At 61.0% G+C, this 23,093-nt stretch carries 33 protein-coding genes, 2 tRNA genes and 1 pseudogene; 15 read left to right on the top strand and 21 right to left on the bottom strand.

Features of this window, described 5'->3' with window-relative positions; genetic code table 11:
* Position 1 precedes the first annotated feature (1 nt).
* Positions 2-214: a hypothetical protein gene (locus tag RX328_RS26705; protein ID WP_213247306.1), complete on the top strand. Its 213-nt coding sequence runs from the start codon at positions 2-4 to the stop codon at positions 212-214.
* Between the two features lie 26 nt (positions 215-240).
* Positions 241-492, top strand: coding sequence for a hypothetical protein (locus RX328_RS26700; RefSeq protein ID WP_213247304.1), 252 nt, complete (start codon positions 241-243; stop codon positions 490-492).
* Positions 493-504: 12 nt separating this feature from the next.
* Here RX328_RS26700 and RX328_RS26695 read toward each other — a convergent pair whose 3' ends face one another.
* The 10 genes and pseudogenes from RX328_RS26695 to RX328_RS26650 form a co-directional block, all read right to left on the bottom strand.
* Positions 505-735 (bottom strand): hypothetical protein, encoded by a 231-nt coding sequence (locus RX328_RS26695; RefSeq protein ID WP_213247302.1) that lies wholly within the window; start codon positions 733-735, stop codon positions 505-507.
* Between the two features lie 859 nt (positions 736-1,594).
* On the bottom strand, positions 1,595-2,692 hold the full coding sequence (locus RX328_RS26690) for a 3-deoxy-7-phosphoheptulonate synthase (protein ID WP_213247300.1): 1,098 nt from the start codon (positions 2,690-2,692) through the stop codon (positions 1,595-1,597).
* 220 nt (positions 2,693-2,912) lie between these two features.
* Positions 2,913-3,491: an HdeD family acid-resistance protein gene (locus tag RX328_RS26685; RefSeq protein ID WP_249726077.1), complete on the bottom strand. Its 579-nt coding sequence runs from the start codon at positions 3,489-3,491 to the stop codon at positions 2,913-2,915.
* A gap of 113 nt (positions 3,492-3,604) precedes the next feature.
* Complete coding sequence (locus RX328_RS26680; RefSeq protein WP_213247298.1) at positions 3,605-4,648, bottom strand: PrsW family glutamic-type intramembrane protease; 1,044 nt, start codon at positions 4,646-4,648, stop codon at positions 3,605-3,607.
* Between the two features lie 109 nt (positions 4,649-4,757).
* Complete coding sequence (locus RX328_RS26675) at positions 4,758-5,972, bottom strand: MFS transporter (protein WP_213247296.1); 1,215 nt, start codon at positions 5,970-5,972, stop codon at positions 4,758-4,760.
* Positions 5,973-5,990: 18 nt separating this feature from the next.
* Positions 5,991-7,223: a Zn-dependent hydrolase gene (locus RX328_RS26670; RefSeq protein WP_213247294.1), complete on the bottom strand. Its 1,233-nt coding sequence runs from the start codon at positions 7,221-7,223 to the stop codon at positions 5,991-5,993.
* Between the two features lie 566 nt (positions 7,224-7,789).
* Positions 7,790-8,221, bottom strand: a pseudogene (locus RX328_RS26665) (hypothetical protein); the annotation flags it as partial.
* Positions 8,222-8,317: 96 nt separating this feature from the next.
* Positions 8,318-8,467 carry a hypothetical protein gene (locus RX328_RS26660; protein WP_312017947.1) on the bottom strand — a complete coding sequence of 50 codons (150 nt, stop codon included), beginning with the start codon at positions 8,465-8,467 and terminating at the stop codon, positions 8,318-8,320.
* A gap of 103 nt (positions 8,468-8,570) precedes the next feature.
* Positions 8,571-9,230 (bottom strand): PEPxxWA-CTERM sorting domain-containing protein, encoded by a 660-nt coding sequence (locus RX328_RS26655; protein WP_213247292.1) that lies wholly within the window; start codon positions 9,228-9,230, stop codon positions 8,571-8,573.
* 847 nt (positions 9,231-10,077) lie between these two features.
* A tRNA-Glu gene (locus RX328_RS26650) sits at positions 10,078-10,152 on the bottom strand.
* 249 nt (positions 10,153-10,401) lie between these two features.
* On the opposite strand from RX328_RS26650, the gene RX328_RS26645 reads away from it, so the two are divergent.
* On the top strand, positions 10,402-10,662 hold the full coding sequence (locus RX328_RS26645; protein WP_409410726.1) for a PilZ domain-containing protein: 261 nt from the start codon (positions 10,402-10,404) through the stop codon (positions 10,660-10,662).
* Positions 10,663-10,698: 36 nt separating this feature from the next.
* A complete protein-coding gene (locus tag RX328_RS26640; protein WP_213247290.1) occupies positions 10,699-10,950 on the top strand; it encodes a porin in 252 nt (83 codons plus the stop codon).
* A gap of 12 nt (positions 10,951-10,962) precedes the next feature.
* Here RX328_RS26640 and RX328_RS26635 read toward each other — a convergent pair whose 3' ends face one another.
* The 3 genes from RX328_RS26635 to RX328_RS26625 all read right to left on the bottom strand — a co-directional run bounded on the left by RX328_RS26635 (position 10,963) and on the right by RX328_RS26625 (position 12,598).
* Complete coding sequence (locus RX328_RS26635) at positions 10,963-11,610, bottom strand: glutathione S-transferase family protein (protein WP_213247288.1); 648 nt, start codon at positions 11,608-11,610, stop codon at positions 10,963-10,965.
* Positions 11,611-11,926: 316 nt separating this feature from the next.
* Positions 11,927-12,097 carry a hypothetical protein gene (locus RX328_RS26630; RefSeq protein ID WP_213247286.1) on the bottom strand — a complete coding sequence of 57 codons (171 nt, stop codon included), beginning with the start codon at positions 12,095-12,097 and terminating at the stop codon, positions 11,927-11,929.
* Between the two features lie 48 nt (positions 12,098-12,145).
* A complete protein-coding gene (locus tag RX328_RS26625; RefSeq protein WP_213247284.1) occupies positions 12,146-12,598 on the bottom strand; it encodes a VOC family protein in 453 nt (150 codons plus the stop codon).
* Positions 12,599-12,971: 373 nt separating this feature from the next.
* Between RX328_RS26625 and RX328_RS26620 the strand changes: the two genes are divergently transcribed.
* Positions 12,972-13,106, top strand: coding sequence for a hypothetical protein (locus RX328_RS26620; RefSeq protein ID WP_283772334.1), 135 nt, complete (start codon positions 12,972-12,974; stop codon positions 13,104-13,106).
* Between the two features lie 219 nt (positions 13,107-13,325).
* Here the strand turns inward: RX328_RS26620 and RX328_RS26615 are convergent, their stop codons facing one another.
* Entirely contained in the window at positions 13,326-13,484 is a 159-nt protein-coding gene (locus RX328_RS26615) for a Flp family type IVb pilin (protein ID WP_213247282.1), read from the bottom strand.
* 246 nt (positions 13,485-13,730) lie between these two features.
* Between RX328_RS26615 and RX328_RS26610 the strand changes: the two genes are divergently transcribed.
* Complete coding sequence (locus tag RX328_RS26610; RefSeq protein WP_213247280.1) at positions 13,731-13,886, top strand: hypothetical protein; 156 nt, start codon at positions 13,731-13,733, stop codon at positions 13,884-13,886.
* 130 nt (positions 13,887-14,016) lie between these two features.
* Here RX328_RS26610 and RX328_RS26605 read toward each other — a convergent pair whose 3' ends face one another.
* Positions 14,017-14,211 (bottom strand): hypothetical protein, encoded by a 195-nt coding sequence (locus RX328_RS26605; protein ID WP_213247278.1) that lies wholly within the window; start codon positions 14,209-14,211, stop codon positions 14,017-14,019.
* Positions 14,212-14,435: 224 nt separating this feature from the next.
* Positions 14,436-14,582, bottom strand: a complete 147-nt coding sequence (locus RX328_RS26600) for a hypothetical protein (protein ID WP_213247276.1) — start codon at positions 14,580-14,582, stop codon at positions 14,436-14,438.
* Between the two features lie 298 nt (positions 14,583-14,880).
* Between RX328_RS26600 and RX328_RS26595 the strand changes: the two genes are divergently transcribed.
* Complete coding sequence (locus RX328_RS26595) at positions 14,881-15,066, top strand: hypothetical protein (RefSeq protein ID WP_213247804.1); 186 nt, start codon at positions 14,881-14,883, stop codon at positions 15,064-15,066.
* Between the two features lie 427 nt (positions 15,067-15,493).
* On the opposite strand, the gene RX328_RS26590 is transcribed toward RX328_RS26595, so the two are convergent.
* Positions 15,494-15,661 (bottom strand): hypothetical protein, encoded by a 168-nt coding sequence (locus tag RX328_RS26590; protein ID WP_213247274.1) that lies wholly within the window; start codon positions 15,659-15,661, stop codon positions 15,494-15,496.
* Positions 15,662-15,837: 176 nt separating this feature from the next.
* Between RX328_RS26590 and RX328_RS26585 the strand changes: the two genes are divergently transcribed.
* The 8 genes from RX328_RS26585 (at position 15,838) to RX328_RS26550 (ending at position 20,034) form a co-directional block, all read left to right on the top strand.
* A complete protein-coding gene (locus RX328_RS26585; RefSeq protein WP_213247272.1) occupies positions 15,838-16,077 on the top strand; it encodes a hypothetical protein in 240 nt (79 codons plus the stop codon).
* 152 nt (positions 16,078-16,229) lie between these two features.
* Complete coding sequence (locus tag RX328_RS26580) at positions 16,230-16,991, top strand: SIR2 family NAD-dependent protein deacylase (RefSeq protein WP_213247751.1); 762 nt, start codon at positions 16,230-16,232, stop codon at positions 16,989-16,991.
* Positions 16,992-17,189: 198 nt separating this feature from the next.
* Complete coding sequence (locus RX328_RS26575) at positions 17,190-17,855, top strand: cold-shock protein (protein WP_213247270.1); 666 nt, start codon at positions 17,190-17,192, stop codon at positions 17,853-17,855.
* A 130-nt stretch (positions 17,856-17,985) separates the two neighbouring features.
* Positions 17,986-18,483: a DUF192 domain-containing protein gene (locus RX328_RS26570; protein WP_213247268.1), complete on the top strand. Its 498-nt coding sequence runs from the start codon at positions 17,986-17,988 to the stop codon at positions 18,481-18,483.
* A 63-nt stretch (positions 18,484-18,546) separates the two neighbouring features.
* A tRNA-Pro gene (locus tag RX328_RS26565) sits at positions 18,547-18,623 on the top strand.
* 100 nt (positions 18,624-18,723) lie between these two features.
* The gene (locus tag RX328_RS26560) at positions 18,724-19,284 is read left to right on the top strand and encodes a CAP domain-containing protein (protein WP_409410731.1); all 561 of its coding nucleotides are present in this window, start codon (positions 18,724-18,726) and stop codon (positions 19,282-19,284) included.
* 208 nt (positions 19,285-19,492) lie between these two features.
* Positions 19,493-19,717 carry a hypothetical protein gene (locus RX328_RS26555; RefSeq protein ID WP_213247802.1) on the top strand — a complete coding sequence of 75 codons (225 nt, stop codon included), beginning with the start codon at positions 19,493-19,495 and terminating at the stop codon, positions 19,715-19,717.
* Between the two features lie 125 nt (positions 19,718-19,842).
* On the top strand, positions 19,843-20,034 hold the full coding sequence (locus RX328_RS26550; protein ID WP_213247800.1) for a hypothetical protein: 192 nt from the start codon (positions 19,843-19,845) through the stop codon (positions 20,032-20,034).
* A gap of 24 nt (positions 20,035-20,058) precedes the next feature.
* Here RX328_RS26550 and RX328_RS26545 read toward each other — a convergent pair whose 3' ends face one another.
* Genes RX328_RS26545 through RX328_RS26530 form a run of 4 tightly spaced genes read right to left on the bottom strand, consistent with a single transcriptional unit; the run spans position 20,059 to position 23,090 of the window.
* Entirely contained in the window at positions 20,059-20,826 is a 768-nt protein-coding gene (locus RX328_RS26545) for an ABC transporter permease (RefSeq protein ID WP_213247266.1), read from the bottom strand.
* Entirely contained in the window at positions 20,823-21,587 is a 765-nt protein-coding gene (locus tag RX328_RS26540) for an ABC transporter permease (RefSeq protein ID WP_213247264.1), read from the bottom strand. Before RX328_RS26540 ends, RX328_RS26545 begins: the two co-directional genes overlap by 4 nt.
* Positions 21,584-22,387 carry an ABC transporter ATP-binding protein gene (locus tag RX328_RS26535; protein ID WP_213247262.1) on the bottom strand — a complete coding sequence of 268 codons (804 nt, stop codon included), beginning with the start codon at positions 22,385-22,387 and terminating at the stop codon, positions 21,584-21,586. Before RX328_RS26535 ends, RX328_RS26540 begins: the two co-directional genes overlap by 4 nt.
* A 4-nt stretch (positions 22,388-22,391) precedes the next feature.
* Entirely contained in the window at positions 22,392-23,090 is a 699-nt protein-coding gene (locus RX328_RS26530) for a GntR family transcriptional regulator (RefSeq protein WP_213247260.1), read from the bottom strand.
* Positions 23,091-23,093 lie beyond the last annotated feature (3 nt).

Here is a 23,093-nt window from a genome sequence, read left to right as displayed (position 1 = left end):
GATGACGGAGAACGGCGAGGAGAAACGGGAGCAGCTGGAAGACGAAGGCCACCGCGGAATCGAAAACGCCGTTCTGCTCGGCTTCTTCGTGCTGCTGGTGGCCGCCGGAATCTCGTTGCTCGGTACCATGGCCGATGTACGAAAGGCACAGGACTGCGCCGCGCAGGGACGGCGAAACTGTGCAACGATCGACGTGCCCGAACGGACACGATAAGTGAGTCTAAAAGGCGGAGAATCGGGATGCAAAGAACAATCTTGTCAGTCGCGCTGATGGTCCTGATCGGCATGCCTGCTGCGTTCGCGCAGGGCGGAACGTCGACGATGCCAAAGAATAGCCCGAGTGCCGGAGGGATTCCGGAAGCGCCGATCGGACACCGTCAACCCCGCCGCAGCGATGTGCCCGAAAAGAACCAGCCCGACCCGAACGATCCCTTGAGCAAGGAAAACGCAGCGCTCGACCGCAAGATCAAGAGCATCTGCCGCGGCTGTTAGGGCGCGCACGGCTCAGTAGTCCAGATCCGACAAGAACGTCGTGTTCACGATTTCGAACTCGGACTGCAACCAATTCTCCAATAGTTCAGCGCGCGTCAAGCGATGCGCTGTAGAATCTGCTGTGCTGCATTTCACCGGGTGGTGATCTATGCCCGAAAGCTCAAGCAGCGTATCAAAGCTCGCCTGGCGATCCTCGCGATTTTCCACTTCGGCGAAGTAGATCGTATGGTCGTGCTTTCCCATTGCCCAGCAAAGCTGAACGCGTGTTTGGTCGGCGGCAGCAAACGCCGAAATGGGAGCAAGAAGAACTGCAACTGGAAGACTAAGTTGACCATCGCATTATTCCAAAAAAATGTTGTTCAAATAAGTGGCACCGCGGGGACTACGGCTTAGTTGCAGGTCTGGCAGTGGCAGGATCATCCTTGGCAGCAACGTCGATAGCTGCTGGCGTTGCTTTTGAGCGTGCCGTCTGGGTTTCGTTCGATGCCCTCGGGTCGCCTGCCGGCCTGTTCGCGAAGGTGAGGCCAAACGCGACGATGATGGCAGCCAAATATGACAGGTATAGACCCGCAGTCCACCGGCGGTATGCACGCAGCTCGCTCGCACTCAGGTTGCTCGGAAATCGTCTCATGAGAGCCTCGTTCAAGACAAAGCCCCCGGGGCGAGACAATAATGCTGAGCGCGATACGTGAAGTACGCCACAGGCGGTCAATTTTGATGGGTGTGCGACGTCTCCTTGTCAGGTGAGCGGACGTCAAGCCGCGCGCCGAAAAGGCATGCGTTTTCCGGAAAGTAATCCAGATTGCGATTTCCCCATGGAGCTCGCAGCTCTATTGAAACGGAAGCAGGGCGCGCCGATCGCGTGCCCAGCGGCGTTATCATTCGACTCGAGCGGCTAGAGCATGATGATTTTTGGTTAGATCGATTGGGCCGCAGACGCGCTTCACCTCTCCCGCTTGCCGGGGAGGTCGGCGCGAAGCGCCGGGTGGGGGCTCCCTCCACTCGGGCAGTGTCGCCCGCGGAGACACCCCCACCCCAGCCCTCCCCCGCAAGCGGGAGAGGGAGCGCACCTTCTTGGTGGTCGCAATCAAATCTAATTTCATCACGCTCTCGAGGCCGAGCGCTCCTCCCGGAAGTTCCCCGATTGCGCATTTCGCCGCGTCTGCACCGCATCGGCCAGCACGTTCAGCGCAGATACCGTCGTCTCCCAGTCGATGCAGCCGTCGGTGATGCTCTGCCCATAGGTCAGCGGCTTGCCCGGCACGACGTCCTGGCGGCCGGCGACCAGATTGCTCTCGATCATGACGCCGGTGATGCGCTGCTCGCCTTCCGATATCTGGCGCGCGATGTCGGCGACGACCAGCGGCTGGTTCTCCGGCTTCTTGTTGCTGTTGGCGTGGCTGGTGTCGATCATGATACGCGGCGCCACGTCGGCGCGGGCAAGTTCGACGCAAGCGGCATCGACGCTTTCCCGGTCGTAGTTCGGCTTGTTACCGCCGCGCAGGATGATGTGGCAGTCCTCGTTGCCGGTGGTTGCCGCAATCGCCGAGCGTCCGCCCTTGGTGACCGCCATGAAATGATGCGGATGCGAGGCCGACTTCACCGCATCGGCCGCGATGCGGATATTGCCGTCGGTACCGTTTTTGAAGCCGACCGGGCAGGAGAGACCGGAAGCGAGCTCGCGATGGATCTGGCTCTCGGTGGTGCGCGCCCCGATCGCCGCCCATGCTATCAGGTCGGCAATGTATTGCGGCGTCGTCATGTCGAGGAATTCGGTCCCGGCCGGCAGGCCGAGATTGCTCACCGCCGACAGCACGTTGCGGGCGAGCCGCAGGCCCCTGTTGATGTCGAAGGAGCCGTCGAGATTGGGGTCGTTGATCAGTCCCTTCCATCCGACTGTGGTGCGCGGCTTTTCGAAATAGACACGCATCACAATTTCAAGGCGGTCGGAGAGCTTTTCGCGCAGCGCGGCGAGCCGCTCGGCGTAATCAACGGCCGCGGCGGGATCGTGGACCGAGCAGGGGCCGACGACCACCAGAAGGCGGTCATCGGTGCCGTGCAGGATGGCGTGGATGGCATTGCGCGCCGCCATCACGACGCGCGTCGCGGTCAAGGTGCGCGGTATTTCACCCATTACCTCCTGCGGCGTACTCAGCTCTTTCAGTTCGCAAATTCGAAGGTCGTCGGTGGTGCTCAACACGGCTGTGGCTCCTGTTTCTAGGAAACCTGCCGGCCAACAAAAAAGCCGCCAGGTTTGGCGGCTGTTCGGACTTCTTGCTTCAATTCGTCAGATTGAGCGCGATCCTCCCACCGCCAGCGAGCTGTCGTAGCTAAAATACCAAAAGTTGCTGGCGGCGAGCATGATCATGGCGGGCTCTATAGCGCACCGGCCGGGTCTTGTCATCCCATAATCGGCGGCGTCAGGATTTGCGCGCCGCGAGCGCTATGCCGAGCAGTGACGCGCCGCCGAGCACGAGATTGATCCCAACCAGGAGGCCGATCGCCCATTCCGCCGAACCCGGCAGCCCGGCGACAATGATGAACGCGATCAGGAGGTCCATCACGCCTGCGATCAGCAGCCAGGACCAGCGCTCCGACAATTCACGGCGGTGCTCCAGCGCGTACATGATGGTGACCACGCCCTCGGCGAGAAAATACGCGCCGACCACGATGGTGAGCGTGAGGACGCCCTGCACTGGCCGCGCCAGCAAAATCCCGCCGGCGAGAATGGCCAGCGCCGCCGAAAACTGCGACCACCAGAAGCCCGGCATCTGCCGCGCCCAGTAAGTGACGAACAGCCCGGCAATGCCGCCGATCAGAAACATCCAGCCGAGGAAGATGGTAACGGCGAGGCTTGCGAGCGGCGGCACGATCATCGCAGCCAAGCCGAGCAGGGCGAGCACGATGCCTTCGAACAGGGAGGCCTTCCAGTGCGTCTTCACCGCGGCGTTCATTTCGGACTGCAGCTTGCCGATATCAGGGGGAACATCTTGGGCCATTGGAAACTCCCGATGCCTGCCGCGCCGAGTGTCCAATATAGCCAGTACGCCGCCTCCGGGTAACAATTGTTCGCCGGGCTTTTCGAGCGAGGTCAACGACGGAAGGATGACGCTCAGCTCGGCTCAGGCGCGGACGAAAATCCGTCGGAGGACGTTCTGATGCGATTGCGGCCAAATACATAGACCGCCGACGTGGCCAGCAACAGCGCCAAGCCTATCAGGATGGAGGTCATGCCGAGCGGAACGAGAAGCAGCGACGCATTGCGCTGCGGATTGACGAACCAGTGATGAAGCGAGGTCAGGACGAAAGCCGCGCCCGCGAAGCCCGCACCGCTGCCCACGAGCAGCAGGGCCCACATCCGCCGCAACTGGCTCAGCCGCTCACGCGCGATCTCGGTGCGCGGCGCATGATGGCGGCCGACGCGCCGTACCAGCCGGATGGCAAACCCGATCGAACTGAAGCCGATGAGCAGGCTCGCCGCCCCCAGCAGCATTCGCACGTTAGGGCCGAGATCGGGATGTTTCTGCAGCGTCAGCAGCGGAAAATCGAATGCCGCATGCAGCGCGACCGGCGCGAACAGCGCCAGCGCCCAACTCGAGATCCGCGCCCAGTCGCGATGATGGCGATGTGCGCCCAGCGCCGTGCCGGCGCGGGCGATCGCGATATAGGCGCCTGCGATGATGCCGAGCGCGCCGTGAAACGGTACCGTCAACACGCTGCGCAAGGCGGCCAGCGACCGCCACATGTCGGCGTGTTGCACGAGATAAGCGAGGTTTTCGTAGGCCGCGAAGCCGAGGCCTGCGGCCGCACCGTAGACCACCGTGTCCATTGGGTCGGCAAACGCACGGCGGCGCACCGGCAATGACACTAGAATGATCACGAGGACTTTCACGATCTCTTCGGGCGCGGCGACCCCGAAGATCGAACGCAGACCTTGCGTCATCCAGGGATTTCCCGGCACCGCGAGGATCGCAGCAAACGGGGCGCGCGCAATGCCCAACAGAGAAATGCTGGCGGCTCCGAGTACGAAAGCGAGCCACACCCGCGCGGGTGGGCCGGGGCGCTCGTCCGCGGCAATGACGAGCCAGAGCACCAGCAACGCCGGCGCGATCGCGGCAACGCCGATCGATGTAGGGAGAGCCTGCAGCAGCAACATCTGGGGAACTTTACCTCGTGCGAGCGTAAATGGCCGCAAACCTAGCCGTTTGCAAGAAAGTCAGACGCGACTCCTTGTCACCAAGGAACCCGGCCGAATCCGGCGCCGCTCAGGCCGCTGTCCGTTGGCCGATCTTGCCCTGTACCACCAGCAATCCCGCCAGCGCGACCAGCGCGAAGCCGGCGCCTGCCAGGAACGTGCCCTGCGGCCCTGCGATGTCCCAGAGTGCGCCGGCAATGACGCTGGCCGCGAGCATCGCTACGCCGCCGAGCAGGTTGAAGAATCCGTAAGCCGTGCCACGCAACTCGGCCGGCGCGGTATCCGCAACAAGCGCGGCCAGCAGTCCCTGCGTCAGTCCCATGTGCAGGCCCCAGAGAATGACACCAAGCGCAACACCGCCCACCGACGGCAGCAACGCCAATGCGATGTCGGCCACAACCAGCACCAGTATGCCGCTCGCCAGCACGGCCGTGCGGCCCATGCGATCCGAGATGACACCAGCAGGGTAGGCCGCGAGGGCATAGACGATATTCATGGCCACCAGCACGGCTGGCACGAGCGCGATCGGCACTCCGACATTCTGGGCACGCAGAACGAGGAAGGCCTCGCTGAAGCGCGCCAGCGTGAACACGCCCGCGACCGCTACCACCCACCAATAGGCTGTTCCGAGGTTTTTGATCTCGGCCATGCTGATCGGATTACGAACGGTGCGCAGCGCGTGCGGCCGGTCCGGCTCACGCACGGCGAGAACGATCAGGGCCAGCGCCAGGAAGGCAGGAATTACGGCAACCCAGAACACCGCCGTGAAGTTGTCCGATGTCCACCACATCAGGGCGATGGCGAGCAGGGGACCGACGAAAGCGCCGATCGTATCGAGCGATTGGCGCAGCCCGAAGCTCGCGCCGCGCAGATCGGCCGGCGAGAGATCGGCCACCAGCGCATCACGCGGGGCGCCGCGAATGCCCTTGCCGATCCGGTCGACGAAACGCGCGGCCACCAGCCAGCCGACGGTTGGCGCAAGCGGAAATACCGGCTTGGTGAAGGCCGCGAGACCGTAACCGATGGCTGCTAACCATTTGCGTTTTCCGAGCCAGTCCGAGAGCGCGCCGGAAAATATCTTTGTGATGGAGGCGGTCGCCTCGGCGATGCCTTCGATGACGCCGACCGTCACCATCGATGCGCCGAGCACGGAGACCAGGTAGATCGGCAGCAGGGCGTGGATCATCTCCGACGAGATGTCCATCAGCATTGAGACGAAGCCCAGTACCCATACGCTGGCCGGAATGTCCCTGATCGAATAGGCCGGCCTGGTTTCAGCAACCATGTCGCTTCTCGCGTCGCCTCATTGCGCCAACAGCCGCCGGCAGGCGTCAACAAAGACCTCTGCGCCAGTGACGATGTCGGCGTCGGCGGTGTTCTCGGTCCAGTGATGGGAGATGCCGCCGATCGAGGGCACGAACAGCATGCCGGCCGGCATGATGGTTGAGAGAATCTGGGCGTCATGGCCGGCGCCGCTCGGCATGCGGAGTGATTTGCCGTCGGCAAAAGCTGTGCTGGCAGCCTCGATGGCCTGCTGGAACGAGGCATCCATCCGCGCGGGGGTCCCGGTGCGGATGCGCTCCACCGCAACAGTGCAGCGGCTCTGGGCGTTGACCTCCGCGGCCATGCTGTTGAGCAGCTCCTCCAGCCGCGCAATCACGGCAGGATCGTCGTCGCGAATCTGGAACAGCATTTCCGCCGCTCCCGGGATGATGCTGGGCGCGCCGGGGTCGAGCGTGATGCGGCCGGTGGTCCACACCGTACGCGGGCCGCTGGCGGCGGGAAAACGATCGTCGATAGCGACGCAAAACCTGGCGAGTGCGAGGCCCGCGTCCCTGCGAATGGCCATCCGCGTGGTGCCGGCGTGATTTTGTTCACCCGTGAAGGTGATGCGGTATTGCCAGATTCCGACGATGGACGTGACGATGCCGATCTTGAGACCGCTGCTTTCGAGTGTCTCGCCCTGTTCGATATGGGCTTCGAGATAACCGATATGCCGCCCTTGTTCGCACTGCGCGCGGGCGCGGCCGGCCAGGCCTGCATCACCTAACGCCTCACGCATGCTCCTGTCATTGTTGCGGTCGCGCGCGGCATCGATATCGGCTTCGGTGACGCCACCGACATAGGACCGGCTGCCAAGGAAGTGTCCGAAATGGCCTTCCTCGTCGCACCATGAAGCGACTTCGACGGCACCGTTTATATTCGGATCGGGATTGATGAGGCGGGCGGCTTCGAGCGCATAGACCACGCCGAGCGGTCCATCAAGCCAGCCCGCATGGTTCTGGCTTTCCAGATGCGACCCCGCCAGCAGTTTTGGCCCGGGCTTCGCGCTGATGCCGAGGACATTGCCGATGCCGTCGATCTCGCCCGCGAGGCCGGCCTGGGGAAGCCGCTGCACCAGCCACGCCAGCGAGCGCAGATGCGGTTCAGAAAAGGTCGGCTTGTGAACGCCGGTCTTGTAGGCGCCGATGGCGCGCAGCGCATTGAGATCGGCGAGGACACGGTCGCCATCGACGCGCGAGGAAATGTCAGCCATGCTTTCCGTAGTTCTCCGGAGTAGAACAAAGTTCCTGTTACCGTTCTCGGAGTAGAACAAAGTTCCTGCCGCGTCGCCAGCCACGTTTATCCATCACGCGGACAGCAGCGCCAATGCCACAACGGCAAGCCACGCCACGATGATGAGTGCCGTCACCGCGCCAGCGGTGATTCTGGCCTTCTCCTTGCACGTGCAACCGCGCATTCTTTCCGCAAAACGTGTGTCGTCGATTGAGGCTCTTGTGAGACAACCTTAATCGTTCAATCTCATCGAAGGGAAGTCGTTCTCTTGGTGCGGAGTGGAACGTGTTGCGCGAGCAATCCCGGCTGGCGGCGCGCCAGAGAAACTCGACCGTGCGGCTGAGCGAACCGAAGACGCCTTGCGTCAGAGATTGATCGAAGGTCTCGTCGGCGAAGTTAGGAGAGGTGGCCTCGCCGCATGCCGATCACGGAATGACTTTCGGTCATGCGGAGAGCCAGACAATGAACTTTGGTTGCGGTCGATGGGTATCCGACGCGGGCTTCGGAAGCGTCGAACTGATGCTTTTCGCGAGCCCCTCTTTCAGTTTAGCGAGTTCTTTCGCGCAGGGATCTCGATCCATACAGTGTTCCCAACGGTTGCTCCAAGGCGAGTAGGCCAAAGCGCATCAGCAAGCCGAAGCCACACGGGTGCGCTCCCCATGTTTGGGTAGGGCAATCGCATATGAAAAAAACCGCGCGGTAGCGATACTTGGTCGGGGTACGCATCGAATGTGCGGGTTCGCCATTTGCACGCCGATTCCGTTTTGTTCTCCTTCCGATTCCGGAGCGGGCTGCGGTTCTGCGGCCGGTAGGCCCTTCCCAAGCCGCGGAAGAGACTTGCGGAATTCCATATGCGATAGCCCTACATGCTGGGGGCGAACGCCTCGATGCGCAGACTATCCAGCGTCCCGCCCTGTGGATCCTGAACTCATCAAGGGTTCTTCCAGCCGCAATCAGTTTGGAGAGCCAGCGCGGCGTTTTACCTCGGCCCGACCACGTCTCTAAGGAATTGTCGGGGTTTCGAAATTTTGGCTCCGCCTTCGGGTATGGTCGGCGCTCCGGGCTTGCGGGCGATTAATTCCGTAACCTTGCGAGCCAACTGATCGAGTGCTGTTCGAGTTTCGTCTTCTCGTGCTCGATCTTGTCGCTCAGGATTGCGCCGAGCCTTTCGTGCAGGTCCCAGAGGTCGTCGAGCGACATTTGCTTTAGTTTGCTGTCTCTCATGTCGCTCCCCAAGGAGCATGAAAGCTGATCCCCGATTAAACCAGGCGCTTTAAAAGGAAACGCCGCCCTAGGGCGGCGTTTCAACAAGAAACTGATCGCGGATTTAAGCCAGAGCGGTCGCTTGGCGCCTCCGCCGATAGGTCATGTACCCGACTCCAGCGAAGCCTAGGATCATCATTGCCCAGGTGGATGGTTCCGGCACCGGCGCCACGTTTCCTGCAAAAGCGAACTGCTTCAACTGGCTGAAGCCTTCGGGGTCAAAAATGACGATCTTTGAAAGCGTCTGACCATCGAGAGAATGAATTCCGAGTGAAGGTGTTAGGCCATTTGTGTCCACGTTCAAGAACGGTATAATACCACTGACGTTATTTTGGTCGTACCATGTCAACGTAATGTCAGTGGTGTCGCCCGTCTGTTTTTTGTCGAACTGGGCCTGGAAAGAAAAGGCGTTGAATACCGATACGTCGCTAAATGTGAACGTAAGCGTAGTAAACAGCGGCGGGTTGCGCCCGTTCACTGTCGAGACGGTAGCCACACCGTTTGAAAAATCAGTATTGCCAATCGATGTCGCGGTGACGAGGATCGACGGATATCCAGCAACGTGCCCGGTGGTCGTGTTGCAATTGCTGCACCCGGCGTCAAAGTTCAAAAGAGGTGCGGTGATGGCCGGGTCCTGGAGGACGAACGTAGCATGCGCCGGGCTTGATGAAACAGCGGCAATCGATACGAATGCGGCCGCCAATATTCCGCGTGAATTAATCATGGTGTGATACCCCTGCGACAAACTGAAAATACGCAATAGATCTTATTCTTCGCTGGCCCCAATGTGCCAGATCTTCCCGAACCTACCATTTATTAATAGCTAGTAAAGTAAATTTGCTTTACTATTTTACCGATCGACAAATTAATTTAAACCGATCGCAAGTTGTGCCGAGGCGATCTGGCAGCCGCATTTGACCGCTCAGTGTGGATGTATCGGTGCCCGCTGGAATCGGTTGCGTCCATTTAATTTGGCGCGATGGTGTCGTGTAATTAAATGCCGCTACCAGAATAGATACACAATTTTGCTGATCTGAATGCGATGGGGCTACCTCGCAGTGGGGCTCCCCGCCATACAGCTGTTTGCGATATTGCGTACCGGCTCCCCCGAGTGAACGCCTGCATTCACTCGGGAGAAGGCAAGCCACGCGCGAAGGGGCTTTGCGGGGCAGGGCAACGCGAATGGCCTTGGCGTTCCCCTACGCGAACGAAATCAACCAGAAGTAACCTCACGCATTGATCAAGAATGTCTATTTCGGTCTTCGGCAACTCGATCCCGCGGACGACGCCGCATTTCGAGTTTTCCCGCAGAGGATGATCCCAGAAACTCCTGACGAACTCCGTCAGGTATCCGGCGGAAAGTAGCATCGCAACGTAAAGCGCAGCGCGAGGTAAAGCGCGACACAAGTTGTGATTGCAATGGCAGCCGTATCCATTTCCCTGTCCCTTTTTACTTACGCGCCACAGTCCGTTTGCCGGAACCTGCGGACGATTGGAACCTGGGCTGCGAAAATGGTTGCCTTAAGCCTCGAACGTGGTCGGCTTGGGCCTTGAATTTGGTGGCAACGTGATGGCGCTCCCTAGCGGAATCGAACCGCTCTCTCCACCGTGAAAGGGTGGCGTCCTAACCGATAGACGAAGGGAGCAAGAACAACAGGAAAATCAAGGTGTTAATGCTTGATGGGCCATGTTGGCCGCCGGCTTTCCATGTTTGATGGGGGCGGCGACGGGCGAACGTATAGTGGCGTTTGAGCGGGTGGGCAAGCCGCCCGGAAAGGCGTTCTGCGGCCGTTTCGCGCTTCCATCAGCGTCCCGACCGCACGACGAGACACGCCGCGCCGAGCAACGGATTCTAAAGCCGCATGGTGTAGGGCTGTCTTGGGGGGCTTTTCGACATGGCTTTGCTATCAAGCAAGAAGCGCGACGCGCGCAAATCATTGAGTCAGCCGGGGTGGATCACGCTCGAAGGCGGTTTTGCCGCCCGCCAATGCGTGGTGCAGGATCTGTCCACGACGGGGGCGAAGGTCACGATCGACGATCCCAACACGCTGCCGGCGAAATTGCGTTTGGCGTTTTCGCGCGACGCCAGGACCGGGCGCCGCTGCGAAGTGGTGTGGCGCCGCGGCAAATCGGTCGGCATCAAGTTCATCCGCTAATCTGGCACTGATCCGCAAGGAGCGATAAAAGGCGGGATGCGAAAATTCCTCCTGATAGTGATCGCCGTGGCGCTGTCTTCGGTTGCCGCGGTTGCGGAACAACCCCGTCCTCAGAGGCTCGACAAAGCCCCCGCGTCGGGCAAGTCGCTTCCGCTGAAGCGCCCAAGTTCGGCCAATGCATGCGCGGAATACGGCGCGGGCTTCGTCAGAATCGAAGGCACCAACACCTGCATGAAAATCGGCGGCGCGGTGAGCGTTGGAGTGGGGGTGTCCGGCGGCTCGCGTTGAGTAGATTCGCGCTTACGTCATCGGCGGCGCGATGAACCGCACAAAGCCGGGCCGGGCGGCGAGCTGCGAAAACCAGCGTTCGAGGTTCGGCAGTTTCGGTTTTGTCACGCCTTCGACGCCGAACCAGCGCCGCGCAAAGGCGCCGAGCGCGATGTCGGCGATCGTGAATTGATCGCCCTCGATAAAGCGCCGTGTCGCCAGTTGCGCCTCGACGATCCGCCACACCACGGCCTCGGCATCGACATCCTTCTGGATCGCGACCATGTCGCGCTTTTCGATGGGCGTGCGCACCAACGCCCAGAACACCGGCCGGTCGACCGGCTGCAGCGTCGAGAGTGTCCAATCGAGCCAGCGGTCGACGCCGGCGCGCGCCTTCGGCGGCGAGGGGTAGATCGGCGAGCCCTCACCATGGGCCATGCAGAGATAACGCATTACCGAATTAGACTCCCATAGCACGTAGTCGCCATCGACCAGCGTGGGTACGCGGCCGTTCGGATTCATCGCCAGATAGGCAGGCTCGCTGTTCTTGCCGAACTGCATGCCGGCATCGATACGCTGATAAGCGAGGTCGAGTTCGGCGAGGCACCACAGCACTTTTTGCACGTTGACCGAATTGGCACGGCCCCAGATGGTGAATTGTTGTTTGTTGTTGTCGGTCACCCGTTGCTCCCGCTGTTTTTCTGATTGGCTGTTAATAGCCGAAGATCAGAGAAAAAGCGCCCGTTCGCGCGGGTCCCGAGCCAATAAAATTGAGCTCTGCCGCAGTGCGACAGAGCCCGCTTCTCGCATTACTCGTGGCGTCGGCCGGTTAGTGGCCGAAGAACAGCCATAGCAGAATGATCACCGGAATAGGCACGCCCAGCAACCAAAGCAGAATTCCTCGTCCCATCGTCTCCTCCTCAAAGGTATTCGAGGAGAAAACTCGGCGTGCGAGGGGTGGTTCCTGCCCGGAAAAGAACCCGGGCGCAGGAACGTTTTAAGGTTTTGGGATTTCCGCGAGCGACAGTCCAATCCGAAACAGCGAGTAGCCGTCACGGTCGAGCGCCTCGCGCACTTCGGCGTTGACGTCGTCGGAATGGCGGCTACGCGTCAGCCGCCATTCGCTTTCGCTTGTCTGGTCAGGAAATGGCGCGTCCGCTCTGGTCACGAGCCGGTAGCTCGAATGACGGACGTGGATGAAGAAGTTGTACAAGGCCTACCAGTGACCGGTGTTCGGCATCGAGGTCCACGGTTCAGCCGGCGGCTTCGGTTCGCCCTTCTGCAGCAGCTCGATCGAATGCAGATCCGGCGAGCGGACGAAAGCCATGTTGCCGTCGCGCGGCGGCCGGTTGATGGTGATGCCCGCCTTCATCAGGCGGTCGCAGGTCGCGTAGATGTCGTCGACCTCGTAGGCGAGGTGACCGAAATAGCGGTCTTCGCCGTATTTCTCCTCGTCCCAATTATAGGTGAGCTCGACCAGTGGCGCACCGCGGTTCTGGGGAGCGGCCCTGAGCAGGCCTTCGTCCTCCGGCGCGCACAGGAACACCAGCGTGAACCGGCCCTTGTCGTTGTCGACCCGGCGTACTTCCTTCAGCCCCAGCGCATCCCGGTAGAACTTCATCGCGGTATCGAGATTGCGGACGCGCAGCATGGTGTGGAGATAGCGCATGTTTCTTGTCCTCCTGAGAACGTTCAGACATCTTGTTTGCGTTGGGCGGTTCGGGCGGAAAATAGCAGCAAAGTGCACCAGAGGTCACCGATAACGTGCGGATAAAGTGCGGGTTCGTTCGCAGCCGTTCGCACTGAGAGCTACGTGATCTCAGAAGGCCATCGATGCAGGCGAATGCGAAGCGCTCGTCGCGCAGCGGTCAGGCTGCGGGACGATGCCCCGCTTGGGCGAAGATCAAGGGCGATGCACTCGAGAGCTCGCCAAACCAACGCGCTCGCGAACCCGTTGCTCTCGTCCTCCTGTCGATAAATTTCGAACCTGGGTTCCGAGGAACGAAACCGCTACGCCGGTTTTGAATCTGTAGAGGTGTCGCATGAAACAAGATCCCGCTGAAGAGAATGCGGCGCGGGAAGATTTGCCTACAAAGTCCGAGCGAAAACTCGGGGCTTTGGTAGCTGGTGCCATTGCTCTCGTTGTCGTTGGAACAGCAATTTATTGGATCGCGTAGCCATGGTGCGCGAAGGTCCCGCTCAACAGGCTCCCTAACCAGCCGAACAGGCGCGGGGAGGCAATATTGTGCTGAGCACTCCCGCTCGCCGGGCGATATTTTTGGCAGGGCTTAACGGCGTTGCCGCGTTAGTGCTTGTTCTGGCTTTCGCTGGCTAATGCGCTGGATGTTGGTAGAGCTCGCCATTCGCACCTTCGGCGTGACATCTTAATCGCAAACCTAAAGCGTCAACGCGGTAATAAGACTCTCGAATAGCGTTACGAGCCTTTCGCCGGTCATTCCGACGGCGGCGATGATGGCCAAGGCGATAAACCCGGCAATGAGGCTGTATTCGATTGCGGTGGCGCCGCCCTCGTCGCGCAGAAACTTCCCGAGCATTTCTTTTTCTCTCGAATTTTGATCAAACCGGTGTCGCACGCTCACGTTGCGATTAGAACAACCAAAAGCGTAAAATTGCAAGATTGTCGAAATTGCGTCCCACGCGGACGGGTGATTTCGCTGCGTTTGGTCGCCGCTGTGCTTTCAGACGGATGTCGTCGGGCGGCGCCGCGTCACCGGCGTGATCCCCTACACATACGCAACCGGCTCCTTCTGCCCATTGTGGCGCTAACGGAGGGATCGACTATGTACCTGCTTTACGGCGTGCTCACTGTTGCGATGGTTTTCTTTTTCGTACTCCCGATTACCGACGCCAGGACGGCCCGGATGAAATTGTCCGTGGTGAGCAGCCTCGGCGCATTGCTGGCGGTATCGGTTATCGTGCCGCGCCTGATGCATTAACGGAGGATATGCCTGACTTGACGCGCAACGAGCATGTCGAGCGCTCCCGCAAGGACAACGGCTCGCATGGCGAGCGTGAGAGAGCAGGGACGGACGCAGTCTGGCCCTTGCGTGCGGTATTCCCTTCAGGTCAGACCTTGACGTCCACCCGCGACGGTTCGTCGGTCTGTAAGTCAGCCAGGGCCGCTTCGATGGCGGCTGCCTTGGCATGGTCGACGGCCCTTAGATCCTGATTGATCGTATGCGGCGGCGCCTTGGCGGCCTGATCGACGACGAGTTGGATTCTGGCTTGTGTCACTTCAACCGGTATGGGGTAAATGACCATGGGTGCAACCCTCCTGATCAAAACTTGTCAGGCTCGCGTTTACGTCTTGTAAAGAGGTTGGGTTAACGGCAGGGCGCCATGATGCAAAGAGGTAAACAGAAGCTTAAAGCCCCGCGCGTCCGATCAAGCTCACAACGTATTCGAGTGAAGTGGAAACCGTCTCGCGAAAAGGCGTCGAACAAAAATCTGGAGCCAGTTCTGATTCAGTCGGAACCGCAAAGGTTCTAGTGCATCTGTTCCAGCCGCTCGGCGTAGAGCCGGAATTCCTCGGCCATCTCGATCAGTTTCTTCGAAGCTTCCGGATCCTTGATGGCTTCGGCGAGCTGTCGGGCTCTGTCGGATTGTTCTCGATAGTGGTCGGCCTGGGTCATCGCAGCACCTTTTTAGATAGGTATGGACTGCGCCAAAAAGGTTCGACCGCCGACAGGGCGAGGTAACGGTATCGTAAGAAAGCAACCGTGCCCGAAACGCACCCCCTGTTCGTTCTAGGAGAACAAAGGGAGTCTTGCTCCGCTGCGCGATGGATGAAGGCCGAACTGTAGGCGCCCGTGCGGGCCGCGAGCATGGCTGTTTCGAAAGCGGAGATAACCCTATTCAGTTAGGTTAAAACCAAAATCGCGTTGTCAGTATCCGGCATTGCGATAGGGATGGCTTTCAGGAAAGCAGGCCATGGTCCCTTCGTTTCACAATGCGGACAAACCGACCCATCGGCGCGTCATGGTGGTCGGCCTGCTATTTTGCCTCGCCTTCGTCGTCATCAGCTTTTCATTGCGGCCGCAAACTGAAAGCGGCCAAGCGCTGATCAAGGCCGATCGGCTCGTTCGCACTGCGGGTGAACCACACAGGGCGAACTAGCGCAGCCCAGAAGGCACTCAACGGTCCGGCAATTTTTCGCCCGGCGATTTGTGATAGGTCGCGATGGCGATGAAGCCGGCATAACCGATCAAATTGATCAGAATTTCCATCCACACAGGCATGATGCACCTTCCGGTAGTGAAACACCGAACGGATCGTATTCGTTCCGCGCAATTCGATGGTCAGGTCAGCGGGATCGCATAGGTCGCAATGCCGTCCTCCTCACCGGCACACGAAAACCCCGCCTATATCCGAAGATCTAGACGGGGCTTTCGTGCTTTCACCTCTCGCAAGGTTGCTGCACTTATCAGCAAAACGTCGAGGCATCGGCTTCGTTCCGGCCGCAGCAAATTCTATTGCGGGTTCCGCGCGCGATATTCCATCGGCGACAACGCGGAGGTCGAACAGTGCTCTTGCCGGTTCCACCTCAGCGCCAGAATGATGGCCGGCTGGATCCATTCAGCGCGTTGGCCAAGGTCGTTTCGTAATATTCTTTGCGCTCGCGTTCGAACTTCTGCTGGGTTTGCCTGAAGCTCGCGACGCGTGCTGCGATTTCGGCACGGTCGCGCGCGAGTCTTTCTTCCTTCTCCGTCATCACCCATCCGATTTTTGTTTGATTCGCGCCCCGCCATCATTGGCGCGCGCGAATGGGGCGTGAATGGGGAGGCATTGTAATCACGTGCCGTCTGAAGCGACGGTGGTGGATAAGGTGTGGCGCATTCTTGTCGCTCATGCGGGTTCCCGTTAGCGAAAGACAAACGGGAGGTTCCAATGGCAAAGATCGATCTGGACTCATTGAGCATCGAAGAGCTCGCAGGCCTGCGCGAGCGCGCCACCGACAAGTTGTTTGAGAAAGTCGCTGCGCGCCGCGCCGAACTCGAAGCGGAACTGGAAAAACTAGCCCAATACGGCAAGCCACCGGTGAAGAAGACGGAAAGCGCACCCGCGCCCAAAGCGAAGAAGTCGGAAGAAGCCAGGGAGCCGAAGGAATCGGTAGCCAAGGCCGCATGACGCGTCGGCGTGACAAGGGCGGCGCGGCATCGGCTTGATAAGGCCGCCTTGCCAGACGTGCGTGCGGCGCTGCCGGCAGCCGCACATCGGACTGGCAATCCGAACGACCGTGCTATAATCCGCGCGGTCCAACAAATCGGAAAATGTCAGCGGTGATCGCCAAGGATTTGCGCAGCGGCGTCGAGCAGCTCGGCAACATGATCGCCGAAGCTGCATGTATCGTTCCCTTTACCGGCGCCGGCATTTCCACCGAATGCGGCATTCCGGATTTCCGTTCCCCGGGCGGCCTGTGGACCCGCAACCGCCCGATCGCGTTCGATGAATTCGTTGCAAGCGCCGACGCGCGGGCCGAGGCCTGGCGGCGACGCTTTGCGATGGAGGCAACCTTTGCCGCGGCCAAGCCCGGCCGCGGGCATCGCGCGCTGGCCACGCTCTACAAGGCCGGCAAGACACCGGCGATCATCACGCAGAACATCGACAATTTGCATCAGGCGTCAGGCTTCAGGGCCGATGACGTGATCGAACTGCACGGCAACACCACCTATGCCCGCTGCATCGGCTGCGGACATGCCTATGACCTTCCTTGGGTAAAGCAGCGTTTCGAGGAAACCGGTAGCGCTCCCGACTGCACCATCTGCGACGAGCCGGTAAAGACGGCCACGATTTCGTTCGGACAGGCGATGCCGGAAGACGCGATGCGCCGCGCCACCGAACTGGCACAGCATTGCGACCTGTTCCTGGCAGTCGGATCGTCGCTAGTTGTTTGGCCCGCCGCAGGTTTTCCGCTGATGGCCAAGAACTGCGGCGCGAAGCTCGTGATCATCAATAATGAGCCCACGGAACAGGACGACGTGGCCGATCTTGTTATCCGTCACGACATCGGAGAAACGCTCGGACCGTTTGTAGGCAATTGATCTCCAATTGATTCGCGGCTGTGCAAGCCTGTTCATAGCCCCCACAATTTTGTTTTTTTTAGTATGCGGCACAATCGAGAGTGTTATCTTTTGATTCGAGAGATTCGCGCTGCGTTATCATGATGGTCATGGTAGGGCGCGTGTTCCGGTCCGCTACGGCGACAGTGGACCGCTTTTTGAAGTGTGAGGTCCGGGGTCATGGGGTCGGACGAATTTGGGTCCAAGAAGCTCGGGGGGCCGCCGACAGGCGGGACAGGGCAGAACAGGCTTGGACCAGGTGAATACGCAGCCGGCGCACAGCGCGATCCGGCGGTGGACGCGCTGTCGGGGCTCGGCGATGCCGCAGCTAACCTTGTCGAAATATCGGGCGTCATCAAATGGTTCGATGCTTCGAAGGGCTATGGTTTCATCGTGCCGGATAATGGCTGGCCCGATGTGCTGCTGCACGTCACCGTGCTCAGGCGCGACGGTTACCAGACGGCCTATGAAGGCGCGCGGCTGGTGGTCGAATGTGTGCAGCGTGCCAAGGGCTATCAGGCGTTCCGGATCGTCTCGATGGACGAGTCCACCGCGATCCATCCGGCGCAGATGCTGCCGCCTCGGACTCATGTCAGCGTTACTCCGACCAGCGGTCTGGAGCGGGCGCAGGTCAAATGGTTCAACCGGCTGCGCGGTTTTGGATTCCTGACCTGCGGCGAGGGCACGCCGGACATTTTCGTCCACATGGAAACGCTGCGCCGCTTCGGCATGACCGAACTGCGGCCCGGCCAGTACGTGCTGGTACGCTACGGGCCCGGGTCGAAGGGCATGATGGCGGCCGAAATTCATCCGGAGACGGGCCCGTCGGCGCTGTCGTCGCATTGATCCTGCCGTACCACTGACGCAAACGTGAGCCGGACGTCGCGCACCAGCGCGGCGGCCTCTGGCATTTGCCGCAATCCTCAGGTTAGGGTTCCCGGCAATTTCTCCTGAGATATCCGGCGTGAGTGCTTTGATGAATTTCGCTTTAACGGTTGCGCGGCTTCGCATCCCAGGCCGCCTGGTGACGGCGCTGGCCGCTGCGTTTGCTGTGGTCCTCATCCTCTGCGCCAATCCTGCCGCGCGGGCTGCGAGCGTTCAGCCGCTCGAGATCGCCACCAAGTCAGGCGTACGCGTGTTCCTGGTCGAGATGGCGACGACGGAGGAGGAGAAGACCCAGGGGCTGATGTACCGGAAAGAACTCCCCGACGGCAAAGGCATGCTGTTCGATTTCTCGCCGGAGCAGCAGATCTCGATGTGGATGAAGAACACTTACATTCCGCTCGACATGATCTTCATCCGCGCCGACGGCCGCATCCTGCGGATTGCCGAAAACACCGAGCCGCTCTCCACGAAGATCGTCTCTTCGGGTGGGCCCGCCAGGGCGGTGCTGGAAGTGATTGCCGGCACGGCGCAGAAATACGGCATTCAGCCCGGCGACCGGGTGGCGCACCCGCTGTTCAACAAGCGCTGACGGCGTGTCCATCGCCTTGATGGCTGCGGGTTTAGCGTGTATCGAGCATTTCCAGCGTCAGATCGGGGTATAGCGCAGCCTGGTAGCGCGGCAGTTTTGGGTACTGCAGGTCGTTGGTTCGAATCCAGCTGCCCCGACCAATAAAATCAATGACTTGCAACGTCTTTTTCGGATTGAATCTTCCCAGCACAATTGGGAGAGGCAGGGGGAACAATTGTGGCTGGTAGGAAGACAGTCATTCTGGCACGGCAGGCCCTTCTGCTGGGGCTGGTGATTTGCTTTGCCGCCGCATGGAGTCAGCCGGCGGCGGCCAATCCCGCGCAGATGATTTCTGATTTTCGGCTAAAGCACGGGCAGAAGCGCGTAACCCTGGATGCGACTCTCACACGGATTGCACACGATCAAGCCCAGGCAATGGCCGCAAAGGACAAACTGGATCACGATGTCCTTGGCCGTTTCAATACGCGTGTCGGCCCGGCAGGCGCAGGCCGCGCCGCAGAGAACATTGCGTACGGCTACGACGGTTTTCCCAAAACGCTCGACCAGTGGATCAATTCGTCGGGGCACCGAAAGAATCTCCTGCTGCCCGGCGCGACGCGCGTGGGCGTTGCCAGCGTGAAAAGCGCGAAGACCGGTCGCACGTATTGGGCCATGGTGATCGCAGGCGACTATGAGCGTCCCAAGACGCCGAAGAGTTCGCCAAAGGATTCGCCGAAGGCTTTAAAGCAGGCCAGCGCTGCGAAATCCAAGCCGCGCGCAGCCGAGGCTTGCCGACTAAAAATTCTCAGTCTCTGCTTTTAGGCTTGAACCTGGACCTCAGGCGTAGCTGCCTTCGCCGCGCGCTCAATGGCCGGTGGTCGAGGCGTTACTGACGCCGGCAAACAATAGCGTCGCGCGGATCTGTATACTGCAAATTTCACTTTCATGACTTGTGATACCGCTGGCGAATTCGCGGGCTTGCAATATTGTTCCTGTTATGTTCTCTTTGGTCGTTCTTCGGAGGTGACCAATGGATGTCGAGAAGCAACGCGAAATCATCCGGCTCTGGAATCGCATGCGTCGGGTCGAAGGCCCGCTCGCGGAGGAAATCCGCATTCAGATCCTTGAGTGCTTTGCGCAGCCGGATTCGCCGAGCACGCGCATGAACGAGCGGCGTGCGGTGCTGGGTCGCGTGCCGGTTCGGACCGCGCAACTGTATCGCATCGGCGAACGCAACGACAACGCAACGCTCTGACGGCTTTCGTACTCCGGCGGGGTCGATTCGGCAGCCGTCAAGATTGACGAAATCGATCCGCGGTGCATGCTGCACGCATGTTGTCGCGCGTGCGCAATCATTTTCGGGATGCGAAGTTCGCCCGCATGAGCAGCGGGACGTACTGCATCATTCGCGATCTCGGGCTGGTCAAGGGCGGCAAGGGGATGCGGCACCATGAGGTGCTCGTCACCTTCAGTCTCCGGGCGTTGTGGCGCTGGGTCGGACGGGGTTGGCGGCGCCTTATGACGGCGCCGAAGAAGCCGGAGGTTTCGGCTCGGCCTGTCGCAGATACGTAGCCGCAACTGCCCGACTGCCGGCGATCACCGCTGCGCCGCTTGCCACGCCAACAGCCGATGCTCCGCCAGCGACATCGCCACCGATGTCACGTAACCGGTGACGCCAAGCAGGATGACACCGGCGAACAGGTCGGCCGAGCGGAATGCGCGCGCTGACAGCAGAACCCAATGGCCGAGCCCGTCGAGGCCGGCCAGGATTTCGCAGACCACCGACAGGATCAGCGCCACCGTCAGGCTAAGGCGCATGCCGGCGAGGATGTCGGGACTGGCGGAGGGCAGCGCAATCTTGAAGATCACCGCGAGCCGCGACATCTGCAGCGACCGCGCGACCTCGTAGAGCCGCGGCTCGACGGCCGCAAAACCGTGGATGGTCGCCAGCATGATCGGCCAGATCGCACCAAAGGCGATCACGAACAGCGCCATCGCCTGCGTCAGCCCGAGCATCGCGATCGCCACCGGAATGATCGCCGAGACCGGCAGCGGCCGTAAAAACTCAAGCGACGGCGCGACATAGGTCCGCATCGTCCGCGAGGATCCGACGATCGCGCCGATCGCGATGCCCGCAATGGAGGCGGCGAGCCAGCCATAGGCCATGTGTTCGAGCGTGCCGGCGAGCTTGCTCCAGAGATCGCCGGAGGAAAACCCGCGCACCAGCGCAGCCCAGGCTCGGTCCGGTCCCGGCAGGAACACCGGCGAGACCAGTTTCAAATTGGCGATCAGTTGCCATATCGCGACGAAGCCGGCCGCAACCGCAAAGCTCGCCACGCGCCAGAGGAGGGCCGCGCGGTTCATGCGCCGTCTCCGCTCAATGCGGCGCGGCCGAACAGGCGGTTCTGGGCGACGGTCAAAAGGACGTTCAGCGCGTAGCCGATCATGCCGATCCAGACCAGATAGGCCAGCATCAGGTCGGGACGCAGCGCCTGCTGCGCCAGCATGATGCCGGCGCCGAGGCCGAGCGGGTTGATTGCGATTTCGACGGTGACGGCGACGATCAGCGCGATGCCGGCCGACAGGCGGAAGGCGACGAAGATCCGCGGCAGCGCCGCCGGGATGATGATCTTCCAGACCCGCTGTGCCGGCGGCAGCCGTAGTGCCCGCGCTACTTCCATCAGCCGCGGCTCAATGCTGCGCACGGCTGCGCGCGACAGGATCAGAATCGGCCAGACGCAGGCGAACGCCACGATCACGATTTCCATGCGATAACCGAAGCCGAGCGCGATCAGCGCAATCGGCAACAGCGCGATGGAGGGGATCGGCCTGATGGCCTCGACCGTCACTTCCATCAGGCGGTTGAGGGTATCCGAAATTCCGAATGCAATGCCGAGCGCAAGGCCGATGATCGTTCCGATCGCGAGCCCGGCGAACGCTGAAAACAGGGTATCGCGCGTCGCTGATAGGATCGAGAGATCGGCGAATGCGCCGAACAGCGCCATGACAATCTCGCTCGGCGGCGCGAGGCTGTCGCTTTGCAGATGGGTGGCGCGTGCCCACGCTTCGAATGCCACCAGAACGGCGAGCGGCAGCACCAGTGCCTTGGCGGAATTCGCCGTCACTGCTCGGTCGCCTTGATGAAGTCGAACAATTGACGCCGCAGCCGCAGGAACTCCGGATGCTCGCGGGTCGAGAGCTGGTTGCGCGGACGTGGCAGGTTGACCGGCAGTTCGATGCCGATCCGGCCCGGGTGCGGCAGCAAACCGATGACGCGGTCGCCGAGATAGATGGCTTCGTCGAGGTCATGGGTCACGAAAATCACGGTGGCGCCGCTCGCCGCTACCAACGATAGCACTTCGTCCTGCAATCCTTGCCGCGTCATCGCGTCCAGCGCGCCGAACGGCTCGTCCATCAGAAGCGTCTTCGGCTCCTGCGCCAGGCAGCGGGCGATCTGCAGGCGCTGCTGCATGCCGCCTGACATTTCGGACGGATATTTGCCGGCATGGCCGGGCAGGCCGACCGTGCGCAACAGTTCCTCGATGCGGGCAGGGCGCTCGGCCGACGGCATGCCGCCCGCTTCCAGCGCCAGCGAGACGTTGCCTGCCGCAGTGCGCCACGGCAGCAGCGCCTTGCCGTAGTCCTGGAACACGATCGCGATCTCGCGCCGCGGCTCGCGCATTGGCTCGCCGTCGAAATTCACCTTGCCGCTGGTCGGCTGGTAGAGACCGGCCGCCAAACGCAGAGCCGTGGTCTTGCCGCAGCCGGAGGCGCCGACGATGCAGAGGAATTCGCCGGGGCGGACGCCGAGGCTCAGATTCTCGATGATGGTCTTGCCGCCGAGTACCAGCGTGACTGCATCAAATGCGATCTGCGGCGTGGCAGTGCCGGATACGGCTTCGAGGCGTTTTGCGGCGCTTGCCATGATGTCAGCTCTCGTTGCCTGGGGGATAGACGAAATCCATGGTCGAACGCAGATGCGCCGATAACATCGCCTGGGACCCCTGAATGTCGCGGGCGATCACGCGGTCGGCGAGCAATTGATGCGCGCGGACGAATTTCTTGCCGCTGTCGACGGAGCGCATCATCACGCGGCGATAGCGGTAGGCTTGGTCGTAGAGATCGGAATGGGCTGCCAGCAAGCGCTTCGAGCCGCACGCCGTTAGCAGGGCAGTATGAAAGCCCTTGTGCAGCCGGTCGAAATCCTCCGCACCTTCGCGGAATTCATCGCCGGTCCGCTCGATGTGCCGGCGCATCTGGTGCAGCGCGCTGACGATGCCGGCTTCCCAGGCATCGTCGCCATGGGTGATCGCCAGCCTGATGGCCTCGATCTCGATCGCCGTGCGCATCGTGGTGATGTCGAGCAGATCCTCGCGGCTGACGTCGGCGACGCGGAAGCCGCGCTGCCCGGTGCCGACGATCAGCCCGCGCGACATCAGTCGCGACAATCCCTCGCGCAGCGGCGTCGCGCCGATCTCATACCGTTGCACAAGATCGAGGATCCCGAGCCGCGATCCCGGCGCCAGATGGCCCGCGAGAATATCCTGCTCGACCAGCATCGCCGCACGCTCAGTTAGCGTCGCGGCCTCGGTCAGCGGTCGGCTCGATTGGCGCTCGGAGGCCGGCATCGC

Origin of the sequence: Bradyrhizobium sp. sBnM-33 (assembly GCF_032917945.1) — a bacterium.
Taxonomy (GTDB): Bacteria; Pseudomonadota; Alphaproteobacteria; order Rhizobiales; family Xanthobacteraceae; genus Bradyrhizobium.
Note: the sequence above shows the minus strand (reverse complement) of the source record. Positions and strands in the feature narration are given on the sequence as shown.

Coding starts and splice junctions, on each gene's coding strand:
- RX328_RS26705 (WP_213247306.1), top strand. CDS start 2: ATGACGGAGAACGGCGAGGAGAAACGGGAGCAGCTGGAAGACGAAGGC.
- RX328_RS26700 (WP_213247304.1), top strand. CDS start 241: ATGCAAAGAACAATCTTGTCAGTCGCGCTGATGGTCCTGATCGGCATG.
- RX328_RS26695 (WP_213247302.1), bottom strand. CDS start 735: ATGGGAAAGCACGACCATACGATCTACTTCGCCGAAGTGGAAAATCGC.
- RX328_RS26685 (WP_249726077.1), bottom strand. CDS start 3,491: ATGGCCCAAGATGTTCCCCCTGATATCGGCAAGCTGCAGTCCGAAATG.
- RX328_RS26680 (WP_213247298.1), bottom strand. CDS start 4,648: ATGTTGCTGCTGCAGGCTCTCCCTACATCGATCGGCGTTGCCGCGATC.
- RX328_RS26675 (WP_213247296.1), bottom strand. CDS start 5,972: ATGGTTGCTGAAACCAGGCCGGCCTATTCGATCAGGGACATTCCGGCC.
- RX328_RS26670 (WP_213247294.1), bottom strand. CDS start 7,223: ATGGCTGACATTTCCTCGCGCGTCGATGGCGACCGTGTCCTCGCCGAT.
- RX328_RS26660 (WP_312017947.1), bottom strand. CDS start 8,467: ATGAGAGACAGCAAACTAAAGCAAATGTCGCTCGACGACCTCTGGGAC.
- RX328_RS26655 (WP_213247292.1), bottom strand. CDS start 9,230: ATGATTAATTCACGCGGAATATTGGCGGCCGCATTCGTATCGATTGCC.
- RX328_RS26645 (WP_409410726.1), top strand. CDS start 10,402: ATGGCTTTGCTATCAAGCAAGAAGCGCGACGCGCGCAAATCATTGAGT.
- RX328_RS26640 (WP_213247290.1), top strand. CDS start 10,699: ATGCGAAAATTCCTCCTGATAGTGATCGCCGTGGCGCTGTCTTCGGTT.
- RX328_RS26625 (WP_213247284.1), bottom strand. CDS start 12,598: ATGCGCTATCTCCACACCATGCTGCGCGTCCGCAATCTCGATACCGCG.
- RX328_RS26620 (WP_283772334.1), top strand. CDS start 12,972: ATGAAACAAGATCCCGCTGAAGAGAATGCGGCGCGGGAAGATTTGCCT.
- RX328_RS26615 (WP_213247282.1), bottom strand. CDS start 13,484: ATGCTCGGGAAGTTTCTGCGCGACGAGGGCGGCGCCACCGCAATCGAA.
- RX328_RS26610 (WP_213247280.1), top strand. CDS start 13,731: ATGTACCTGCTTTACGGCGTGCTCACTGTTGCGATGGTTTTCTTTTTC.
- RX328_RS26605 (WP_213247278.1), bottom strand. CDS start 14,211: ATGGTCATTTACCCCATACCGGTTGAAGTGACACAAGCCAGAATCCAA.
- RX328_RS26600 (WP_213247276.1), bottom strand. CDS start 14,582: ATGACCCAGGCCGACCACTATCGAGAACAATCCGACAGAGCCCGACAG.
- RX328_RS26595 (WP_213247804.1), top strand. CDS start 14,881: ATGGTCCCTTCGTTTCACAATGCGGACAAACCGACCCATCGGCGCGTC.
- RX328_RS26590 (WP_213247274.1), bottom strand. CDS start 15,661: ATGACGGAGAAGGAAGAAAGACTCGCGCGCGACCGTGCCGAAATCGCA.
- RX328_RS26585 (WP_213247272.1), top strand. CDS start 15,838: ATGGCAAAGATCGATCTGGACTCATTGAGCATCGAAGAGCTCGCAGGC.
- RX328_RS26575 (WP_213247270.1), top strand. CDS start 17,190: ATGGGGTCGGACGAATTTGGGTCCAAGAAGCTCGGGGGGCCGCCGACA.
- RX328_RS26570 (WP_213247268.1), top strand. CDS start 17,986: ATGAATTTCGCTTTAACGGTTGCGCGGCTTCGCATCCCAGGCCGCCTG.
- RX328_RS26555 (WP_213247802.1), top strand. CDS start 19,493: ATGGATGTCGAGAAGCAACGCGAAATCATCCGGCTCTGGAATCGCATG.
- RX328_RS26550 (WP_213247800.1), top strand. CDS start 19,843: ATGAGCAGCGGGACGTACTGCATCATTCGCGATCTCGGGCTGGTCAAG.
- RX328_RS26545 (WP_213247266.1), bottom strand. CDS start 20,826: ATGAACCGCGCGGCCCTCCTCTGGCGCGTGGCGAGCTTTGCGGTTGCG.
- RX328_RS26535 (WP_213247262.1), bottom strand. CDS start 22,387: ATGGCAAGCGCCGCAAAACGCCTCGAAGCCGTATCCGGCACTGCCACG.
- RX328_RS26530 (WP_213247260.1), bottom strand. CDS start 23,090: ATGCCGGCCTCCGAGCGCCAATCGAGCCGACCGCTGACCGAGGCCGCG.